The sequence below is a fragment of the Streptomyces sp. NPDC090025 genome, from assembly GCF_044748125.1.
Taxonomy (GTDB): Bacteria; Actinomycetota; Actinomycetes; order Streptomycetales; family Streptomycetaceae; genus Streptomyces.
Genome location: NZ_JBIVFL010000001.1, coordinates 1,182,591 through 1,200,992 on the forward strand (window position 1 = coordinate 1,182,591; position 18,402 = coordinate 1,200,992).

Genomic DNA, 18,402 nt, shown 5'->3' on the forward strand with positions numbered 1-18,402 from the left:
GGAACCCCTGTCCGTATAACGGATACGAGTGTGTCAGTCGGGGCAGGTCAGGGGCGTCGGAAGCCGCCGGGACCGGCCGCGACCGGGCACGGCGATCCGCCCGGATCCGCGCGGGTTACAGCTGAATTCCGCCCGGATCCGCGCGGGTCGCAGCTGAATTCCGCCCGGAATTCAGTCGTTCGGCCGCTGGAGGCGCGCCACGAACTTGTAGCGGTCGCCCCGGTAGACCGAGCGCACCCACTCCACCGGCTCGCCGTTGGCGTCGAGCGAGTGCCGCGAGAGCATCAGCATCGGCAGGCCGACGTCGGTGCCGAGCAGCCCGGCCTCGCGCGGGGTGGCGAGGGAGGTCTCGATGGTCTCCTCGGCCTCGGCCAGGTGGACGTCGTACACCTCGGCGAGCGCGGTGTAGAGAGAGGTGTACTTCACCAGCGAACGGCGCAGCGCGGGAAAGCGCTTGGCCGACAGATGGGTGGTCTCGATGGCCATCGGCTCGCCGCTGGCGAGGCGCAGCCGCTCGATCCGCAGCACCCGCCCGCCGGCCGTGATGTCGAGCAGTCCGGCGAGGGTGTCGTCGGCGGTGACGTAGCCGATGTCGAGGAGCTGCGAGGTGGGTTCGAGGCCCTGGGCGCGCATGTCCTCGGTGTACGAGGTGAGCTGGAGGGCCTGCGACACCTTGGGCTTGGCCACGAAGGTGCCCTTGCCCTGGATGCGCTCCAGGCGGCCCTCGACGACCAGTTCCTGGAGGGCCTGACGGACCGTGGTGCGGGAGGTGTCGAACTCGGCGGCGAGGGTGCGCTCCGGCGGGACCGGGGTGCCCGGGGGGAGAGTTTCGGTCATGTCGAGCAAGTGCCGCTTGAGCCGGTAGTACTTGGGTACGCGCGCGGTACGGGTGGCGATCGCGCCCTCCGGTTCGGTGCTCCCCGCGTCCGTGGCCATAACCTGCCTCTCCGACTGCTGCGCTGCTGCCGTCACCGGCTCCTCCGTCTGTCGCGGCTCACATGGTGGCACGGACCGGTCACGGGTCGTCGCCCTCCCTCAGGTGTCGGTCCGATAACGGACCCGACTGCCCTTCTTATACACCCTTGACACCCCTAAAGGTCTAGGCCAAGCTCCGGGTACTGGTCTAAACCATTAAAGACCAGGTCCCAGCCCCACAGCATCACTCGACGTATGTCTTCGCGCCGTGGGAGGGGGGAGCAGGCATCCCTGAGGAGGGTGGCGTGAAGCGCAAGCTCATCGCGGCGATCGGCGTCGCGGGCATGATGATCTCCGTCGCGGCATGTGGTGGTTCCGACGACAAGGGTGGGGCGAACGCCGGTGGCGACGCCAAGGAGCTGACCGTCTGGCTCACCGTCGACGCGCAGAACAACTGGCCGGAGCTGGTCAAGGCCGCCGATGACGCGGTCGCCAAGAAGCACCCCGGCATCAAGATCAAGCACGAGTACTACGGCTGGCCGGACAAGAACACCAAGCTCGACGCGGTGCTCGCGACCGACAAGGCCCCGGACGTTGTCGAGATGGGCAACTCCGAGATGATCTCGTACATGGCCAAGGGTGCCTTCGCCGAGGTCGACCCGTCGAAGTTCGAGAACTCCGACAAGTGGCTGGACGCGCTCAAGGACTCGGTCACCTACAACGGCAAGACCTACGGTGTCCCCTACTACGCCGGTGGCCGCGTGGGCACCTGGCGCAAGGACATCGCCGCCGAGGCGGGCGTCAAGGCCGCCCCGAAGACCTGGGCCGAGCTGACCGCCGCGCTCGACGCCATCCAGCAGAAGAAGGGCGACAAGTTCAGCGCCTGGTACCAGCCGTCGCCGGACTGGTACGCCGCGATGTCGTTCGTCTACGAGGCCGGTGGCTCCATCGCCAAGCAGGACGGCGAGAACTGGAAGGCCAACCTGTCCTCGGCCGAGTCCGTCAAGGGCCTCACCGAGTACAAGAACATCGTCGACAAGTACATGCACGGCGACAAGACGAAGGACGAGTCCGACCGTCCCGTCGTCTTCGGCCAGGGCAAGTCCGCGACGATCTTCGCGGCCGGCTGGGAGGGCGCCACGTCCGCCACCCCGGAGAACGACAAGGTCGGCGGGCTGAAGGACAAGCTCGAGAACTTCGTCATGCCCGGCCCGTCCGGCAAGAACCTCCCCGTCTTCCTCGGCGGCTCGGACCTGGCCATCCCGGTCAAGTCCAAGGCGCAGGGCGCGGCGGCCGAGTGGATCGCGGCCTTCACCGGCGCCGAGGGCCAGAAGGGCCTCGTCGCCAAGGGCAACCTGCCCAACAACAAGGCGGACCTCGCGCCGCTGAAGAACGACCCGGCCACCGTCGTCCCGGCGACCGCGGCCGAGTCCAGCTGGTTCGTCCCGACCGCCCCCGGCTGGGGCCAGGTCGAGAAGGCCCAGACCCTCAAGACGATGCTCATCGAGATCGCCAACGGCAAGAAGTCGGTCGAGCAGGCGGCCAAGGACGCCGACGCCGCGATCGACAAGGTCATCAACAACAAGTGACCTAGCGCCGCAGGGCCCCGTCCGCGCGACGGCGGGGCCCTGCGCCTGCCCGTACCACAAGAGGGACCGCCGAGGAGCACGGGATGAGTGCCGCAGAGACAACCACCGCGAAGGTGCCGCCGGTGCGGCAATCACCACCGGCCGGAGAGAAGACCGGCAAGCCCGCGCCCCGCGGCGGGAAGTCCAGAAACGGGGCCGGGGTCCCATGGCTGCTCCTCGCGCCATGTCTGCTCGTGCTCCTCCTGGTGCTCGGCTATCCGCTGATCCGGCTGGTCACCCTGTCGTTCCAGAAGTTCGGCCAGCCGCAGCTCTGGGGCTTCCAGGCGCCCGAGTCGGCCGGCTTCGACAACTTCACCAAGATCCTCGGCGACAGCGAGTTCTGGGCCGTCGTGCTCCGGACCGTGATCTTCGCCGCCGGCGCCGTGGTCACCACCATGGTCCTCGGCATGCTGATCGCCCTGCTGCTCCAGCGGGTCTCCGGCTGGGTCAAGGTCCTCATCAACATCGTGCTCGTGGCGAGCTGGGGCATGCCCATCATCGTCGCCACCGCCATCTTCAAGTGGCTCTTCGACACCGACTACGGCGTCCTGAACTGGCTGCTCAGCCAGCTCCCCGGCGTCGACATGATCGGCCACAACTGGTTCGCCAGCGGCCCCCAGGGCCTCGCCGTGATCATGCTCCTGGTGGTCTGGGGCGCCGTGCCCTTCGTGGTCATCACGCTGAGCGCCGGCCTCACCCAGGTGCCCAAGGAGCTGGAGGAGGCCGCCCGCCTCGACGGCGCCGGCGCCTGGAAGGTCTTCCGCTACGTCACCCTGCCGATCCTCAAGCCGATCATCGTGATGCTGACGACGCTCTCGGTCATCTGGGACATGGGTGTCTTCCCGCAGGTGTACGTGATGCGCAACGGCCACCCCGAGGCCGAGTTCCAGCTGCTCACCACGTACTCGTTCGACAGGGCGTTCGTCGTCAACGACTACGGCACCGGCTCCGCGATCGCGCTCGTCACGGTCGCCCTGCTGCTCGGCGTCGTCGCGGTCTACATGCGCCAGATGCTCAAGATCGGAGAGGTCGAGTGAGCACCCTCGCCCAGCGCCCCGGCAAGGTGCGCGCCCCGCGCAAGCCGCGCAAGTCCAAGCTCGGCTGGAACCTGCTCGGTCTGCTCGTCTTCGTCACCGCCGGATTCCCCGTCTACTGGATGATCAACACGGCCTTCAAGCCGTCCAAGGACGCGATCGACCCGGACCCGCACTTCTTCCCGTCGACCTTCACCCTGAAGAACTTCGACCGGGCGCTCAACATCGCGGACTTCTGGGGCCCGGTCGGCCGCAGCCTCCTGGTCTCCACCGTCGTGGTCGTCATCGGCATCGCGGTCGGCCTGCTCGCCGCCCTCGCGATCTCCCGCTTCGCCTTCCGCGGCCGCAAGATCGTCATCGTCGGCATCCTCGCCGTCCAGATGGTCCCGCTCGTCGCCATGATCATCCCGGTCTTCCTGCTGCTCAACGACCTCGGGCAGTACGACAAGCTCACCGGCCTGATCATCACCTACCTGACCTTCATCCTGCCCTTCACGGTGTGGACGCTGCGCGGATTCATCGTCAACATCCCGAAGGAGCTGGAGGAGGCCGCCCAGGTCGACGGCTGCACCCCGACCGGCGCGTTCCTGCGGGTCGTCTTCCCGCTGCTCGCCCCCGGCATGGTCGCCACCTCCGTCTACGGCTTCATCCAGGCGTGGAACGAGTACCTGTACGCGCTGATGCTGATGAGCCAGCAGAACCAGACGGCCACCGTCTGGCTCGGCAACTTCATCACCAAGAACGGCACCGAGTACTCCGCGATGATGGCCGGCTCGACCATGATGGCCGTCCCCATCGTGATCCTCTTCCTCCTCGTCCAGCGCAAGATGGCCGCGGGTCTGACGGCCGGCGCAGTGAAGGGATGACGTCCGCCCCATGACCACGCTCACCACCGGCACGGACACCCTGACCCGGGACGCCCTCACCGTCCTGCAGCCCGGCTTCGTCGGCACCACCGCGCCCGACTGGCTGCTGCGCCGCATCGGCGAGGGACTCTCCTCGGTCGGCCTGTTCGGCCGCAACATCGCCACCCCCGAGCAGCTGGCCGCGCTCACCGCGCAGCTGCGCGCCGAGCGCGACGACGTCCTCGTCGCCATCGACGAGGAGGGCGGCGACGTCACCCGCCTGGAAGTCCGGCAGGGCTCCTCGTTCCCCGGCAACTACGCCCTCGGCACCGTCGACGACGTCGAGCTCACCCGGGCCGTCGCCCGCGAGCTCGGCCGCCGGCTCGCCGAGTGCGGCGTCGACCTCAACTGGGCGCCGTCCGCCGACGTGAACTCCAACGCCGACAACCCGGTCATCGGGGTGCGCTCCTTCGGCGCCGACCCCGAGCTGGTCGCCCGGCACACCGTGGCGTACGTCGACGGCCTGCAGGCCGTGGGCGTCGCCGCCTGCACCAAGCACTTCCCCGGACACGGCGACACCAACGTGGACTCGCACCACGCGCTGCCCCGGATCGATGTGGACCTCACCACACTGCACGCCCGTGAGCTGGCACCTTTCCGCGCGGCCATCGCCGCCGGTACCAAGGCGGTCATGAGCGCGCATATCCTTCTCTCCGCGCTCGACCCCGAGCGGCCGGCCACCCTGAGCCCGCGCATCCTCACCGGACTGCTGCGCCAGGAGCTGGGCTTCGAGGGGCTCATCGTCACCGACGGCATGGAGATGCAGGCCATCTCGTCGACGTACGGCATCGAGCGCGGATCCGTCCTCGCGATCGCCGCGGGCGCCGACGCCATCTGCGTCGGCGGCGGGCTGGCCGACGAGGGCACCGTACTGCGGCTGCGCGACGCGCTGGTCGACGCGGTACGGGCCGGTGAACTGCCCGAGGAGCGGCTGGCCGACGCCGCGGCGCGCGTGCGCGCCCTGGCGGCCTGGACCCAGGCGCACCGGGCGAGGGGGGCAGCATCGGGGCCGGGCGCGGCAGTGCAGGAGGGGACCGCGCCCGGCACCGACGTCGGCCTCGTCGCCGCCCGCCGGGCCCTGCGGGTCACCACCGCCGACGCGCTCCCGACGCCGCCCACGGCCGCGCCCTACGTCGCCTCGTTCACCCCGGTCGCCAACTTCGCCGTCGGCGACGAGACCCCCTGGGGCATCGCCGCCGAGCTGGAGCGGCTCCTGCCGGGCACCACGACCGGCTCGTACGGGGCGGACGCCTCGGTCGACGCGGTGCTCGCCGCCGCGGGGGAGCGGCGGGTGGTCGCGGTCGTCCGCGACGCCCACCGGCACCCGTGGATGTCCGGCGCCCTGGACGCCCTGATCGCCGCCCGCCCGGACACGGTCGTGGTGGAGATGGGCCTCAACGAGTCGGTGCCGCGCGGCGCCCTGCACATCGCCACCCACGGTGCGGCCCGCGTCTGCGGCCGGGCCGCCGCGGAGGTCATCGCGGGCCGCTGAGGCACCCTCCTCGCGGCTTCGCGGTACGAAGAAGGGCCCGGCACCCGTGGGGGGTGCCGGGCCCTTCGCCGTACGCCTGGCGGCGCCGGAAGCCGTGGATCCGCCGGGATCCGTCAGGGATCCGTGGGGATCAGATGCCCTGCCAGTCGGGCTTGTTCACGAAGGTGTGGCGGAAGTAGTCGGCCAGCTTCAGCTTGGACGCGGCGGCCTCGTCGACGACCACGGTCGCGTGCGGGTGCAGCTGGAGCGCGGAGGCCGGGACGATCGCGGCGACCGGGCCCTCCACGGTCTGCGCCACGGCCTCGGCCTTGCCCTCGCCGGTGGCGAGCAGCACCAGGTGGCGGGCCTCCAGGATGGTGCCGATGCCCTGGGTGATGACGTGGTGCGGCACCTGCTCGATGTCGTTGTCGAAGAAGCGCGCGTTGTCGACCCGGGTCTGCTCGGTCAGCGTCTTGATCCGGGTGCGGGAGGCGAGCGAGGAGCACGGCTCGTTGAAGCCGATGTGCCCGTCGGTGCCGATGCCGAGGATCTGCAGGTCCACGCCGCCCGCGTCGCGCAGCGCCTTGTCGTACGCCAGGCAGGCCGCCTGGACGTCCTCGGCGGAGCCGTCGGGGCCCATGAAGGCGTCCTCGGACAGGCCGAGCGGCTCCACGACCTGGCGGAGCACGGTGGCCCGGTAGGACTCGGGGTGCCCGGTGGGCAGGCCCACGTACTCGTCCAGCTGGGCGATCCGGGCCCGGGAGGCGTCCACGGAGCCGGCCGCGACCTGGGCGGTCAGGGCGTCGTAGATGGGCAGCGGGGTCGATCCGGTGGCCACGCCCAGCAGCGCGTCGGGCTTGCGGCGCAGGAGGTCGGCGATGCCGTCCGCGATGAGCTCGCCGCCCGCCTTGGCGTCCTTGACGATGACAACTTCCACGCTGTGCCTGCCGATCTGGTGAGGGGCTGGGGAGGAGCCGGTGGTATAGACCAATCTAGGCGCAAATCTAGCAGAGCGGGGCCCTTTTCCCCATGTCGTTCCGGCTGCCGGACGCAGCCCCTCTCATCGTCGGCCGCCGGGGCCCCACCGGCCACTCGGGCGGTGTACGGGGGCGGGGCGGGCGGCGGTACGGGCCCGCCCCGGGAAGGCCCGGAAAAACCCGCGGGCCGCGGCGCCGGGACGGGACCCTCAACCCGTCCGGCACCGCAGCCCGGAGTTGCCCGGCCGGGGGTGTGCGGTGCCCTCGGCCGTGTGGGAGGTAGCGACGCGGTCAGGGCAGAGAGCGTCGGGTTACCTCGTCCGCCCTCCTGTGCGGGGAGGACGGAGGTTCATGATGTCACTGTGATGCCCTCATTGTGGACTAGACCATTCTCGTCTGTCCATCCATGGGGACCCGGTCCTTTCCCGGCCCATCCTCCAACACGGGCGCCGGGAACTCCAGGTTCACCGCCCGGTAATTCCACGGGTACGCTCGCACACGTGCCCTCCATGAACGACCTCGTCCGCCAGCACACCGCGCTGAGCGAGTCCGACCTCGACTGGCTCCACATGCTGGTGTCGGAGTGGCAGCTGCTCTCCGACCTCTCCTTCGCCGACCTGGTCCTGTGGGTCCCCACCCTGGACGGCACCCGCTATGTCTCGGTCGCGCAGATGCGCCCGAACACCGGGCCGACCTCCTACCAGGACGACATGGTCGGCCACCTCGTGCCGCGCGGCCGGCGCCCGCTCCTGGACGCCGCGCTCGACGAGGGCCGGATCGTCCGCGAGGGCGACCCCGAGTGGCGCGAGGAGGTCCCCGTCCGGGTCGAGTCCATCCCGGTCCGCCGCGAGGGCCGGGTGCTCGGCGTGATCGCCCGCAACACCAACCTGCTCACCGTGCGGACCCCGTCCCGGCTGGAGCTCACCTACCTCCAGTCCGCCTCCGACCTGGCCCAGATGATCGCCGCGGGCGAGTTCCCGTTCCCCGGCGAACAGGTCGACATGGACTCCTCGCCGCGCGCCGGGGACGGCCTGATGCGGCTCGACGCCGACGGCGTCGTCCAGTACGCCTCGCCCAACGCGCTCTCCGCCTACCACCGGCTCGGCCTCGCCGCCGACCTGGTCGGCCAGGACCTCGGCCAGGTCACCGCCGAACTGGCCCCGTCCCGCGGCCCGGTGGACGAGGCCCTGGCCAAGATGGCCTCCGGCTACGCCCCGCGCGAGTTCGAGATCGAGGGCAACGGCGGGGTGATCCAGCTCCGGGCCATCCCGCTCAAGCCCAAGGGCACCCGCATCGGCTCCCTGGTGCTGCTCCGCGACGTCACGGAACTGCGCCGCCGCGAGCGCGAGTTGATCACCAAGGACGCCACCATCCGGGAGATCCACCACCGGGTGAAGAACAACCTCCAGACGGTGGCCGCCCTGTTGCGCCTCCAGGCCCGCCGGATGGACTCCGACCGCGGCCGCGAGGCCCTCAACGAGGCGGTCCGCAGGGTCGGTTCGATCGCCATCGTCCATGAGACGCTGTCCCAGAATCTGGACGAGCGGGTCGAGTTCGACGAGATCGCCGACCGGGTGATCGCGATGGTCGCCGAGATCTCCCCGGGCAAGGTGAGCTGCCGGCGCAACGGCCGCTTCGGCATCCTGGACGCCGAGGTCGCCACCCCGCTCTCCATGGTGCTCACCGAGATCCTGCAGAACGCCCTGGAACACGCCTTCGCGCCGGGGGAGCGCGGCACCGTCGAGGTCACCGCCGTCCGCGGCGAACCCCGCGCCGACGCCCGGCTGCTGATCACGGTGAAGGACGACGGCCGCGGCCTGCCCGAGGGATTCGACCCGCAGCGGGCCGGAAATCTGGGGCTTCAGATCGTCCGGACCCTGGTCGAGGGCGAGTTGGGCGGCACGTTCGACATGCAACCGGTGCCCGAGGGCGGCACCCGGGTGGTGCTCGACATTCCCGTACAGCCGCTGAAATAAGGCGAGTTCGCCGTACGGGGCGCACCCCGCCGGATATTCCGGGCGGGCGCGCACAGCAGCGAGCCCCGGACCGAAAGGAATTCGGTCCGGGGCTCGAATGCTGTGGGTTACTGCGCGCGCTGCGGCTCGAAGGCGGTGAATGCGTACACGGTGTACGCGCCGCGCTGCCTCAGGCTGTTGCAGGTGGCTCAGGCGCTGGCGTTGCGCGCCCGGTTGCGGGCGGCGCGGCGCTTCATCGCGCGGCGCTCGTCCTCGCTGAGGCCACCCCAGACGCCGGAGTCCTGGCCGGACTCGAGCGCCCACTGCAGGCACTGCTCCATGACGGGGCAGCGGCGGCAGACGGCCTTGGCTTCCTCGATCTGCAGCAGCGCAGGACCGGTGTTGCCGATGGGGAAGAACAGCTCGGGGTCTTCCTCACGACAAACGGCGTTGTGACGCCAGTCCATGGCTGCTACCTCTCTTGGTGTGACGTGCGGATTGCTTGTGAATGTGAACGCTTTCACGAATCCCCCCGCAAGGGAAGGGCCGACTGCCAGGTGAACTGGTGTGGTCCTGGGTTTGAGGAGGGGTTCTGGCTTTCAGTGGAGGCCGGTGTTGCGGGCCGTCCCGATCGCCAAGAAGAGACTCGCAAACCTCGGCAGCGGATACAACCCCTTCTGGAAAGTTTTTTTTGATTCCTCGGTGTCGGCTCCGTCACAGCCGTACTTCTAGGGGGTGGAGGGCAGCCTAAACGTTCGAGTAGAAGGACTTTCGGTCCTTCTGGTCACACAATCACACGCAGTGCCCGGCGTACGCCTGTGAACGTCACGCTCTTACGCAGTCCCAGGTGGTCTCCGTCCATCTGCAACGGCAACGGGACCTTCGAATGCAAGGTGAAGTCGGTGAGGTCGTGCAGCGCCTGCGCGTGCTTGCCCTGAGGGCCCCGTTCGGGCGTCGAGGTGAGCAGCTGAGTGGCGAACCGGGCCACCGCGGGGGTCGAGAGACGGGTCAGTCCGACCACGTCCAGCGCTGTTTCGAAGGACGCCTCCGGGGACGCGTACACCGGACGATTGCCCAGGTAGGTCCAGGGAGAGGTGTTGCAGATTATGGAGAACACCAGCTCCCGCACCGGGTCCTCGCCCGGCCGGTCCAGGGTGATCGTGCCGTGTCTGCGGTGCTGCTCGCCGAAGAACTGGCGCAGCACCTGGCGCAGATAGAGCGCATGGGTCGAACGCTTGCCCCGCTCGCGCTGCTGTTCGACCCGGCCGATGACGCTCGCGTCGAAACCGAATCCCGCGCAGAAGGTGAACCAGCGGTCCGGCACCCCTTCGTCGTCCGTGCCCGGTGTCCCGGACGCGAGCCCGAGGCTCACCGTCCGGGTCCGCCGCTCACGCAGCGCGTCCAGGAGGACGCCGGTCGCCTCCACGGCGTCGTTCGGCAGCCCCAGCGCCCGCGCGAACACATTGGTCGAGCCGCCCGGCACCACCGCGAGCCGCGGCAGCCGCTCCGGATCGGGCCCCGCGTGCAGCAGCCCGTTGACCACCTCGTTGACCGTGCCGTCGCCGCCGAGCGCCACCACCAGATCGATGTCGTCCGACTCGGCCGCCCTGCGCCCCAGGTCACGGGCGTGCCCCCGGTACTCGGAGGTCACCGCCTCCAGCTTCATCTCACTGGCCAGCGCGTGGATCAGGACGTCACGGGTACGCGCGCTGGTGGTGGTTGCTGCCGGGTTGACCACGAGAAGTGCGCGCATGACCGCCAGCGTACCTACCCGGTGGTACCGGGCCCAGTCCCGGCCTCCCGGCCCCGGCCGCCCGCGCCCCGGCTACCCTGCCTTGCATGAGCAGTACGCGTAACGCCGACACGAGCGCCGCCAAGGGCGCCGCCGGAAGCTCCGCCGACGGGACCGACGGGGCCGCCGACGCGACCGTACGGCCCGGGCGGCTCACCGCCGCCGCCGCGGTCGCCGGCGTCGAGGGCCTGGCCCTGGTGGCGGGCGGCCTCGTGCTCCTGGTGACCAGCCTCACCGACCGCTCCGGCGACCTCACCTCGGCCCTGATGGGCGCGGTCACCCTGGTCGCCCTCGGCCTGATCCCGCTGGTCGCCGCCCGCGGCCTGTGGCTGCGCCGGTCCTGGAGCCGCGGCCCGGCCGTGATCATGCAGATCCTGGCGCTGCCGGTGGCCTGGCAGCTGCTCCAGGCGAACAGCGTGATGATCCCGGCGGGCATCGCCCTCGCGGTCCTCGCGGTGACCGGCCTTGTCCTGCTCGTCAGCCCGTCCACGACGGAGGCACTCGGCATCCGCCGCCCGGGTCAGGACCCGGCCTCCTAGCGACGCGTACCGCATAGGGGTGTGGGGCCGGGGGAGAACCCCCGGCCCCACACCCATGACCGGTCCGCTGACCGGTCCGCTCACTCCTCCACGAGGAGCTTGTCCCGCAGCTGCGCCAGCGTCCGGGCCAGCAGCCGGGACACGTGCATCTGCGAGATGCCGACCTCCTGCGCGATCTGCGACTGGGTCATGTTCCCGAAGAACCGCAGCAGCAGGATCCGCTTCTCGCGCGGCGGCAGGTCCTCCAGGAGCGGCTTCAGCGACTCCCGGTACTCGACGCCCTCCAGGGCCTCGTCCTCCGCGCCGAGGGTGTCCGCGACCGCGGGCGACTCGTCGTCGGTGTCCGGCACGTCCAGGGAGAGCGTCGAGTAGGCGTTCGCCGACTCCAGACCCTCCAGGACCTCCTCCTCCGAGATCCCCAGCCGCTCCGCCAGCTCGTGCACGGTCGGCGAGCGCCCGTGCTGCTGCGACAGCTCCGCCGTCGCCGTGGTCAGCGAGAGCCGCAGCTCCTGAAGGCGGCGGGGCACCCGTACCGCCCAGCCCTTGTCCCGGAAGTGCCGCTTGATCTCGCCGACCACCGTCGGCGTCGCGTACGTGGAGAACTCCACCCCGCGGTCCGGGTCGAACCGGTCCACCGACTTGATCAGACCGATCGTCGCCACCTGGGTCAGATCGTCCAGCGGCTCGCCCCGGTTGCGGAACCGCCGCGCCAGGTGCTCCACCAGCGGCAGGTGCATCCGCACCAGCCGGTCGCGCAGCGCCGCCTTCTCCGGCGAACCCTCCGGCAGCGCGCGGAGCTCGATGAAGAGCGCCCGCGCCCCGCTCCGGTCGTGCGGGTCCGGCCGCTCGGACCCGTGATGCTGCCCATGACGGGTGTGCTCGGCGGGGGCCGCCGCGGCCTCGGGACCCTCGGGGCCCGCCGGGGCCTCGGCGCCCGCTGGGCCCTCGGGGACCGCCTCGTGCTGTTCGTGCTCGCTCATCTGGTCCGCCTGCTCCGCGTGATCCGTAGCGACCTCGACTCCGACCTCGATTCCGGGCTCGGTGCCGGCCAGGGCGCCGGCCTCCGGATGCGGCCGTGCCTGCTGCTCAGGGATGCCGGCCGTCGCGTCCCCGCGCCTCACGCCGGGCCTGGCCCCGCGCCGCGCTGTTTGTAGAGGCTGATGGAGACGGTTTTGTCGTCGGCCACGGTCGACTCCACCTTGCCCGCCAGCGCCGAGAGCACCGTCCACGCGAAGGTGTCCCGCTCGGGCGCCCGGCCGTCGGTCGTCGGCGCCGACACCGTGACGTCGAGGGAGTCGTCCACGAGCTGGAAGACGCAGCTCAGCACCGACCCCGGCACCGCCTGCTGGAGCAGGATCGCGCACGCCTCGTCGACGGCGATCCGCAGGTCCTCGATCTCGTCGAGGGTGAAGTCCAAGCGCGCCGCGAGGCCGGCCGTGGCCGTACGCAGCACGGACAGGTAGGCACCCGCAGCGGGCAGCCGGACTTCCACGAAGTCCTGGGTCCCGGGCTCGCCTGCGATCTGGGACACCCTCACCTCCAAGGTGGCACAAGCTCTTTCGGGGTCCGAGGAGGGAGCCCCCCGAACCAGGCGGTGCGCAGTCGGTTGCGCAGTCCGCCGAGACGCTATCGCGATCCGTCCCGCCGTGTCGCCAGGGGTCCGGCAGGACCGCCCCCGAGGGCCCGACCCAGAGGGACCCGCCGTGCGCGCCGGCGGCCGCGGAGAACCCGCGGAGGGGTGACGTACCCAGCCGTCAGACGATCGAACCGTCCACGAAGCACCAGCGCCACGCCTCGCCCGGCTCGAAGGTCCGCATCACCGGGTGGCCGGTGCCGTGGAAGTGCGCCGTCGCGTGCCGCCCCGCCGACGAGTCGCAGCACCCCACATGGCCACAGGTCAGGCAGAGCCGCAGCTGGACGGGGTGGGTGCCGTCGGCCAGGCACTCGGGGCAGGTGTCGTTCAGCGGCGCCGGTTCGGGGCGCGGCATTTCGGCAACGTGCGGGCACTCGCTCATGATGGCCAGGTTACGTGGTGACCTTCACGCGTCACGTGGTGACGGTGGAGTCGCGTGGTGACGGTGTCGCGTGGTGACGGTGGAGTCGCGCAGGCGTCACGCGGGACTCGCGTGGGCGTCACGCGGGACCGGAGAGGAGCGGGGGACGGCATGGACGCACTGCAACTGGTGGGGCTGGTCGCGGCGAGCGCCGCGGTGGCGGGCCTCGCCCGCCGGACCCCGGTGCCCGCGCCGCTGCTCCTGGTGGCCGCCGGCCTCGCCGCCGCCTACGTGCCCGGGGTGCCGGACTACACCCTCGACCCGCACATCGTGCTCCCGCTGATCCTGCCGCCGCTGCTCTACACGGCCGCCGTCGAGTCCTCGTACCTCGATCTGCGCGCCAACATCCGGCCGGTCGCCCTGCTCTCCGTCGGCTACGTCCTCTTCGCGACCGTCGCGGTGGGCTGGCTCGCCTACCTCCTGGTGCCCGACCTGCCGCTGACCGCCGCCCTGGTGCTCGGCGCGGTGGTCGCCCCGCCGGACGCGGTCGCCGCCACCGCCATCGCCCGCAAGCTCGGGCTGCCGAACCGCATCACCACCATCCTCCAGGGCGAGTCCCTGGTGAACGACGCCACCGCGATCACCGCCTACAAAGTGGCGCTCGCCGCCGCCGTCGGCGAGGGCCTCAGCTGGGCCGGCGGCCTGAAGGAGTTCGCGCTCGCCGCGGTCGGCGGCATCGGCGTCGGCCTGATCCTGATGGTGCCGATCCACTGGCTGCGCACCCGGCTGCGCGAGGCCCTGCTGCAGAACACGCTCTCCCTCCTGATCCCCTTCGTCGCCTACGCGGCGGCCGAGGAGGTGGGCGCCTCCGGAGTGCTCGCGGTGGTCGTCGTCGGCCTCTTCCTCGGCCACAAGAACTGGCAGGTCGACTTCGCCACCCGGATCCAGGAGGAGGCCGTCTGGAAGATGGTCGCCTTCGTCCTGGAGTCCGCCGTCTTCGCGCTGATCGGCCTCCAGCTGCCGTACGTGGTGCGGGGCCTCGGCCCGTACGGCATCGGCGAGGCCGCCTGGTACGCCGCCGGGGTCTTCGTCTTCGTGGTCGTGGTCCGTTTCGTCTGGGTCTTCCCCTCCACCTTCCTGCCGCGCCGGCTGTCCGCCCGGATCAGGGAGCGCGAGCCGGGCGTCGACTGGAAGGCGCCGGTGATCGTCGGCTGGGCCGGGATGCGCGGGGTGGTCTCGCTCGCGATCGCGTTCTCCATCCCGGTGGCCGTCGACGGCGTCGAGTTCCCGGCCCGCAACCTGGTCCTCTTCCTCACCTTCACCACCGTCATCGGCACCCTGGTGGTCCAGGGCCTCTCGCTGCCGCCGCTGATCCGCGCGCTGCGGCTGCCCGCCCGCGACCGGGTGCGGGAGACGCTGGCCGAGGCGCAGGCCCAGAGCGAGGCGTCGGCCGCCGCCGAGGCCCGCCTGGACGCCCTCCTCGCCGACGACCGCAACGCTCTGCCCGACCCGCTCGCCGAGCGGCTGCGGGCGGTCATGGAACGCCGCCGCAACGCCGTCTGGGAGCGGCTCGGCACGGTCAACGAGGTCACCGGGGAGACCGTCGACGACACCTACCGGCGGCTCGCCGGGGAGATGATCGACGCCGAGCGCGAGGTGTTCGTCCAGCTGCGGGACGCCCGCCGGATCGACGACGAGATGATGCGGACGCTGCTGCGGCGGCTCGACCTGGAGGAGGCGGCGGCCTACCGGGAGGAGTCCGACTGACCGGGCCGCCGAGGCTGCTCCGGCTGCTCCGGTACGGGGGCGGGATCCGGGTCCGGTTCGGGGGCGCCGGTGATCACGGCGGCGATCCGGGTGCCGGGCGGGAAGGCGCCCTCCTCGGCGAGCGTCACCAGACCGTGCAGCATTTTGGCGACATACAGCCGCTCGATGGCGAGTCCATGCCGGGCCCCGTGCCGGGATTCGAACGCGGCGGAGAAGGCGTCGAGCTCCGGGGTGGTACGGGCGTAGCCGCCGCCGTGGAAGCGCTCGTCGAGCAGCCAGTCGCCGCGCGGCCCGCCGAACGCGGCCGCCTGGAGCGCGCGGACCTCGTCGCCGAGGAACCCGCCCCTGAGCACCGGGAAGCCGATCACCCGCCCGCCGAAGCCCGCCGCGAGGCCCGCCAGGGTGCCGCCGGTGCCCACCGCGACCGCCGCCACGTCGGCCCCCGCCGCCGTCAGCTCCGCGCCGAGCGCCACGCACCCCCGCACGGCGGCCGGATTGCTGCCGCCTTCAGGGACGACGTACGCGTCCCCGGGAGCCTCGGCGCGGGCCAGCAGCGCGGCCGGACCACCGGGGTCGTGCTTCGTCCGGTACGTGGCGCGGTCGACGAACACCAGGCGCATCCCGTCCGCCGCGCAGCGCGCGAGCGAGGGGTTCAGCGGGCGGCCGGCCAGCTCGTCGCCCCGGACCACGCCGACGGTCGGGAAGCCGAGCAGCCGCCCGGCGGCGGCAGTCGCCCGCAGATGGTTGGAGTACGCGCCCCCGAAGGTGACCACCGGACGACCGCCCGCCGCCACCAGGTTGGGCGCCAGCTTGCGCCACTTGTTGCCGGGCAGCGCGGGGTGGATCAGGTCGTCCCGCTTGAGCAGCAGGGTGAGCCCGCGCCGGGTGAAGCGCTCGTCGTCGACCGGCTCCAGGGGGGAGGGGAGCCGGGGGCGCAGCCGTATCGCGGGATCGAGCACGTTCACCCGGACATTGTCGCCGGTCGGCGGCGGTCGGCGGTGGTCGGCGGTGCCGTGCCCGGTACGGGGCCTGGCGGCGGGCGGGGCGGGCGCGGCAGGCGCGGCGGGCGGCACGGGGCCGCCGGGCGGGCCAGCTGCCCCGCCCGCCGTCACGCCCGCCGCCGGGCTCAGCGCAGCAGGTCGGCGATCCGCTCGCGCATCGAGCCCATGGTGAAGCCGCGCGGATCGACCTTGCCGGGCTGCCACTCCAGGTGCCCGATCACCGAACGCTGGGTCCAGCCGTGCACCCGGCACAGCGCCGCCGCCGCCTTCGCGATGGCGTCCAGCTGGACCTTGGGCCAGGGGTCCTCGCCGTCGCCGAGGTTCTCGCACTCGAACCCGTAGAAGTGCCGGTTGCCGTCCGTGGTGGCCTCGTCGTCGACCGGCAGGTTCTTCTCGGCGATCACCGCCCGCAGCACCTCGTCGTCGCCGAGCCCGGCGTGGTTCGCCCTGCCGTACCCGACCAGATGCACCGTGCCGTCCTTGGCGATCACGCCGTGGCACAGCGGCCCCGGCAGCGACTCGTACCCGTCCCGGCAGATCCGGACGGTGTTGCTGGTGCCCCGGGTGACGGTGTGGTGGATCATCACGCCGTTCACGGGGCCCCAGGGGCCCTTGTGGTTGCGGTTGTGGGTGCGCCACTCGCCGACCTCGACGACCGACAGGCCCTCGTCGCGCAGCGCGTCGAGGAAGCGGTCCGCGGACATGGGTGTGGCCATGACCGGCTCCTTTCGGGGACGGGGCGCCGGTTCCTCCGGCTCCTCCGGTCCCACCGGAGTACCGGAGTCGCCCGCTCCGCTGCCATCCGTTCGGATCGTGTGCGAGCCGATCCGGACGATCTCGCCGGACGGGCGGCCGAACACCCCCGCCCGACTGGGCTGTTCGAGTGGAAAACGAGCCCCATGCCCCGCTGGAGGCCGTCAAGTCCCACTCGTTTGTGTAATGGCGTCGGCACGCTCCGTGCTGAAAGGCTTCCCCTCGCAGCTTTGTCTTATCGAGAGGGAGTTCCATGTCCGTTGGTTCGGTTGGCGACGAGGTGCGCGAGGGCACGCCCCCGCAGCAGAGTCTCGGCACCGCCGCCGCGCGGAACCTGGCGAGCACCACCAAGTCGGCCCCGCAGATGCAGGAGATCAGCTCCCGCTGGCTGCTGCGCGCGCTGCCGTGGGTGCACGTCCAGGGTGGTACGTACCGGGTGAACCGGCGGCTCAGCTACGCGGTGGGGGACGGCCGGGTCACCTTCGTGCAGACCGGCGAGCGGGTCGCGGTGATCCCGGCCGAGCTGGGCGAGCTCCCCGCGCTGCGCGGCTTCGAGGACCCCGAGGTCCTCGCCGAGCTGGCGTCCCGCTGCGTCCAGCGGGAGTACGCGGCGGGCGCCGTCATCGCCACCCGCGGCGACGCCGCCGACCGGGTCCACCTGCTGGCGCACGGCCGGGTCGAGCAGATCGGCGCGGGCCCCTACGAGGACGAGACCGTGCTCGGGGTCCTCGCCGACGGCGCCTACTTCGGCGAGGACGCCCTGGTCGCCGAGGACGCCGCCTGGGCCTGGACCGCGCGCGCCGCCACCGCCTGCACCGTCCTCGAACTCAGCCGCACCGACGTGCTGAACCTCGCGGAGCGGGCCGGCGCCCTGGCCGGTCACCTCGCGGAGTACGCGGCCCTGCCGCACCAGCGCACCAACCCCTACGGCGAGGCGGTCATCGACCTCTCCGCGGGCCATGTCGGCGAGGCCGTCGTCCCGCACACCTTCGTGGACTACGAGGCATCGCCGCGCGAGTACGGGCTGAGCGTCGCCCAGACCGTGCTCAAGGTCCACACCCGGGTGGCCGACCTCTACAACCACCCGATGAACCAGACCGAGCACCAGCTGCGGCTCACCGTCCAGGCGCTGCGCGAGCGCCAGGAGCACGAGCTGGTCAACCACCGGGAGTTCGGTCTCCTCAGCAACTGCGACTACGGCCAGCGCATCCAGCCGCACGACGGCGTGCCCGGCCCCGACGACATGGACGAGCTGCTGTCCCGGCGCCGCGACTCCAAGCTGTTCCTGGCCCACCCGCAGGCCATCGCCGCCTTCGGCCGCGAGCTCAACCGGCGCGGCCTGGTGCCCGACACCATCGACGTCGACGGCACCCGGATCATGACCTGGCGCGGGGTCCCGATCTACCCCTGCGACAAGATCCCGGTCACCGACGCCCGTACCACCTCGATCATCTGCATGCGGACCGGCGAGAGCGACCAGGGCGTGATCGGGCTGCACCAGCCGGGGCTGCCGGACGAGGTCGAACCCGGCCTGTCCTGCCGCTTCATGGGGATCAACGAGCAGGCGATCATCTCCTACCTGGTCACCGCCTACTACTCGGCGGCCGTCCTGGTCCCCGACGCGCTCGGAGTGCTGGAGAACGTGGAGGTCGGCCGCCGGCACTGAGCGAC

At 71.4% G+C, this 18,402-nt stretch carries 17 protein-coding genes; 8 read left to right on the forward strand and 9 right to left on the reverse strand.

Annotated features, from left to right (window positions below):
* Nucleotides 1–171: 171 nt before the first annotated feature.
* Entirely contained in the window at nt 172–936 is a 765-nt protein-coding gene (locus ACIPXM_RS05540; protein WP_401652185.1) for a GntR family transcriptional regulator, read from the reverse strand.
* Between the two features lie 284 nt (nt 937–1,220).
* On the opposite strand from ACIPXM_RS05540, the gene ACIPXM_RS05545 reads away from it, so the two are divergent.
* The 4 genes from ACIPXM_RS05545 (at nt 1,221) to ACIPXM_RS05560 (ending at nt 5,974) form a co-directional block, all read left to right on the forward strand.
* Complete coding sequence (locus ACIPXM_RS05545) at nt 1,221–2,504, forward strand: extracellular solute-binding protein (protein WP_401652187.1); 1,284 nt, start codon at nt 1,221–1,223, stop codon at nt 2,502–2,504.
* Between the two features lie 83 nt (nt 2,505–2,587).
* Nucleotides 2,588–3,580, forward strand: a complete 993-nt coding sequence (locus tag ACIPXM_RS05550; protein ID WP_401652189.1) for a carbohydrate ABC transporter permease — start codon at nt 2,588–2,590, stop codon at nt 3,578–3,580.
* Nucleotides 3,577–4,443, forward strand: a complete 867-nt coding sequence (locus ACIPXM_RS05555; RefSeq protein WP_401652191.1) for a carbohydrate ABC transporter permease — start codon at nt 3,577–3,579, stop codon at nt 4,441–4,443. The genes ACIPXM_RS05550 and ACIPXM_RS05555 overlap by 4 nt, the downstream gene beginning before the upstream one ends.
* A gap of 10 nt (nt 4,444–4,453) precedes the next feature.
* Nucleotides 4,454–5,974 (forward strand): glycoside hydrolase family 3 protein, encoded by a 1,521-nt coding sequence (locus ACIPXM_RS05560; RefSeq protein ID WP_401652193.1) that lies wholly within the window; start codon nt 4,454–4,456, stop codon nt 5,972–5,974.
* A gap of 130 nt (nt 5,975–6,104) precedes the next feature.
* Here ACIPXM_RS05560 and nagB read toward each other — a convergent pair whose 3' ends face one another.
* Nucleotides 6,105–6,890 (reverse strand): glucosamine-6-phosphate deaminase, encoded by a 786-nt coding sequence (gene nagB, locus ACIPXM_RS05565; RefSeq protein ID WP_401652195.1) that lies wholly within the window; start codon nt 6,888–6,890, stop codon nt 6,105–6,107.
* Nucleotides 6,891–7,439: 549 nt separating this feature from the next.
* Between nagB and ACIPXM_RS05570 the strand changes: the two genes are divergently transcribed.
* Nucleotides 7,440–8,906, forward strand: a complete 1,467-nt coding sequence (locus ACIPXM_RS05570; RefSeq protein WP_401652520.1) for a sensor histidine kinase — start codon at nt 7,440–7,442, stop codon at nt 8,904–8,906.
* 188 nt (nt 8,907–9,094) lie between these two features.
* Here the strand turns inward: ACIPXM_RS05570 and ACIPXM_RS05575 are convergent, their stop codons facing one another.
* Both ACIPXM_RS05575 and ACIPXM_RS05580 read right to left on the reverse strand, forming a co-directional pair.
* A complete protein-coding gene (locus ACIPXM_RS05575) occupies nt 9,095–9,352 on the reverse strand; it encodes a WhiB family transcriptional regulator (RefSeq protein WP_003953983.1) in 258 nt (85 codons plus the stop codon).
* Nucleotides 9,353–9,669: 317 nt separating this feature from the next.
* Complete coding sequence (locus ACIPXM_RS05580) at nt 9,670–10,638, reverse strand: diacylglycerol/lipid kinase family protein (protein ID WP_401652197.1); 969 nt, start codon at nt 10,636–10,638, stop codon at nt 9,670–9,672.
* Nucleotides 10,639–10,724: 86 nt separating this feature from the next.
* On the opposite strand from ACIPXM_RS05580, the gene ACIPXM_RS05585 reads away from it, so the two are divergent.
* The gene (locus ACIPXM_RS05585; RefSeq protein ID WP_401652199.1) at nt 10,725–11,216 is read left to right on the forward strand and encodes a hypothetical protein; all 492 of its coding nucleotides are present in this window, start codon (nt 10,725–10,727) and stop codon (nt 11,214–11,216) included.
* A gap of 80 nt (nt 11,217–11,296) precedes the next feature.
* Here ACIPXM_RS05585 and ACIPXM_RS05590 read toward each other — a convergent pair whose 3' ends face one another.
* From ACIPXM_RS05590 to ACIPXM_RS05600, 3 genes are all read right to left on the reverse strand, one after another.
* Entirely contained in the window at nt 11,297–12,337 is a 1,041-nt protein-coding gene (locus ACIPXM_RS05590; protein WP_401652201.1) for an RNA polymerase sigma factor SigF, read from the reverse strand.
* Complete coding sequence (locus tag ACIPXM_RS05595) at nt 12,334–12,747, reverse strand: anti-sigma regulatory factor (RefSeq protein WP_401652203.1); 414 nt, start codon at nt 12,745–12,747, stop codon at nt 12,334–12,336. The genes ACIPXM_RS05590 and ACIPXM_RS05595 overlap by 4 nt, the downstream gene beginning before the upstream one ends.
* A gap of 223 nt (nt 12,748–12,970) precedes the next feature.
* The gene (locus ACIPXM_RS05600; protein ID WP_401652205.1) at nt 12,971–13,231 is read right to left on the reverse strand and encodes a UBP-type zinc finger domain-containing protein; all 261 of its coding nucleotides are present in this window, start codon (nt 13,229–13,231) and stop codon (nt 12,971–12,973) included.
* A gap of 150 nt (nt 13,232–13,381) precedes the next feature.
* Here ACIPXM_RS05600 and ACIPXM_RS05605 point away from each other — a divergent pair, with 150 nt between their 5' ends.
* On the forward strand, nt 13,382–14,977 hold the full coding sequence (locus ACIPXM_RS05605) for a Na+/H+ antiporter (RefSeq protein WP_401652207.1): 1,596 nt from the start codon (nt 13,382–13,384) through the stop codon (nt 14,975–14,977).
* Here the strand turns inward: ACIPXM_RS05605 and ACIPXM_RS05610 are convergent.
* Both ACIPXM_RS05610 and ACIPXM_RS05615 read right to left on the reverse strand, forming a co-directional pair.
* Nucleotides 14,956–15,942: a 1-aminocyclopropane-1-carboxylate deaminase/D-cysteine desulfhydrase gene (locus ACIPXM_RS05610; protein ID WP_401652209.1), complete on the reverse strand. Its 987-nt coding sequence runs from the start codon at nt 15,940–15,942 to the stop codon at nt 14,956–14,958. The two genes, ACIPXM_RS05605 and ACIPXM_RS05610, sit on opposite strands and share 22 nt — an antisense overlap.
* Nucleotides 15,943–16,103: 161 nt before the next feature.
* The gene (locus tag ACIPXM_RS05615; RefSeq protein ID WP_401652211.1) at nt 16,104–16,694 is read right to left on the reverse strand and encodes an N-acetylmuramoyl-L-alanine amidase; all 591 of its coding nucleotides are present in this window, start codon (nt 16,692–16,694) and stop codon (nt 16,104–16,106) included.
* 290 nt (nt 16,695–16,984) lie between these two features.
* On the opposite strand from ACIPXM_RS05615, the gene ACIPXM_RS05620 reads away from it, so the two are divergent.
* Nucleotides 16,985–18,397 carry a family 2B encapsulin nanocompartment shell protein gene (locus tag ACIPXM_RS05620; protein ID WP_401652213.1) on the forward strand — a complete coding sequence of 471 codons (1,413 nt, stop codon included), beginning with the start codon at nt 16,985–16,987 and terminating at the stop codon, nt 18,395–18,397.
* Nucleotides 18,398–18,402 lie beyond the last annotated feature (5 nt).

Coding starts and splice junctions, on each gene's coding strand:
- ACIPXM_RS05605 (WP_401652207.1), top strand. CDS start 13,382: ATGGACGCACTGCAACTGGTGGGGCTGGTCGCGGCGAGCGCCGCGGTG.
- ACIPXM_RS05580 (WP_401652197.1), bottom strand. CDS start 10,638: ATGCGCGCACTTCTCGTGGTCAACCCGGCAGCAACCACCACCAGCGCG.
- ACIPXM_RS05575 (WP_003953983.1), bottom strand. CDS start 9,352: ATGGACTGGCGTCACAACGCCGTTTGTCGTGAGGAAGACCCCGAGCTG.
- ACIPXM_RS05615 (WP_401652211.1), bottom strand. CDS start 16,694: ATGGCCACACCCATGTCCGCGGACCGCTTCCTCGACGCGCTGCGCGAC.
- ACIPXM_RS05585 (WP_401652199.1), top strand. CDS start 10,725: ATGAGCAGTACGCGTAACGCCGACACGAGCGCCGCCAAGGGCGCCGCC.
- ACIPXM_RS05540 (WP_401652185.1), bottom strand. CDS start 936: ATGGCCACGGACGCGGGGAGCACCGAACCGGAGGGCGCGATCGCCACC.
- ACIPXM_RS05600 (WP_401652205.1), bottom strand. CDS start 13,231: ATGAGCGAGTGCCCGCACGTTGCCGAAATGCCGCGCCCCGAACCGGCG.
- ACIPXM_RS05620 (WP_401652213.1), top strand. CDS start 16,985: ATGTCCGTTGGTTCGGTTGGCGACGAGGTGCGCGAGGGCACGCCCCCG.
- ACIPXM_RS05550 (WP_401652189.1), top strand. CDS start 2,588: ATGAGTGCCGCAGAGACAACCACCGCGAAGGTGCCGCCGGTGCGGCAA.
- ACIPXM_RS05570 (WP_401652520.1), top strand. CDS start 7,440: ATGAACGACCTCGTCCGCCAGCACACCGCGCTGAGCGAGTCCGACCTC.
- ACIPXM_RS05560 (WP_401652193.1), top strand. CDS start 4,454: ATGACCACGCTCACCACCGGCACGGACACCCTGACCCGGGACGCCCTC.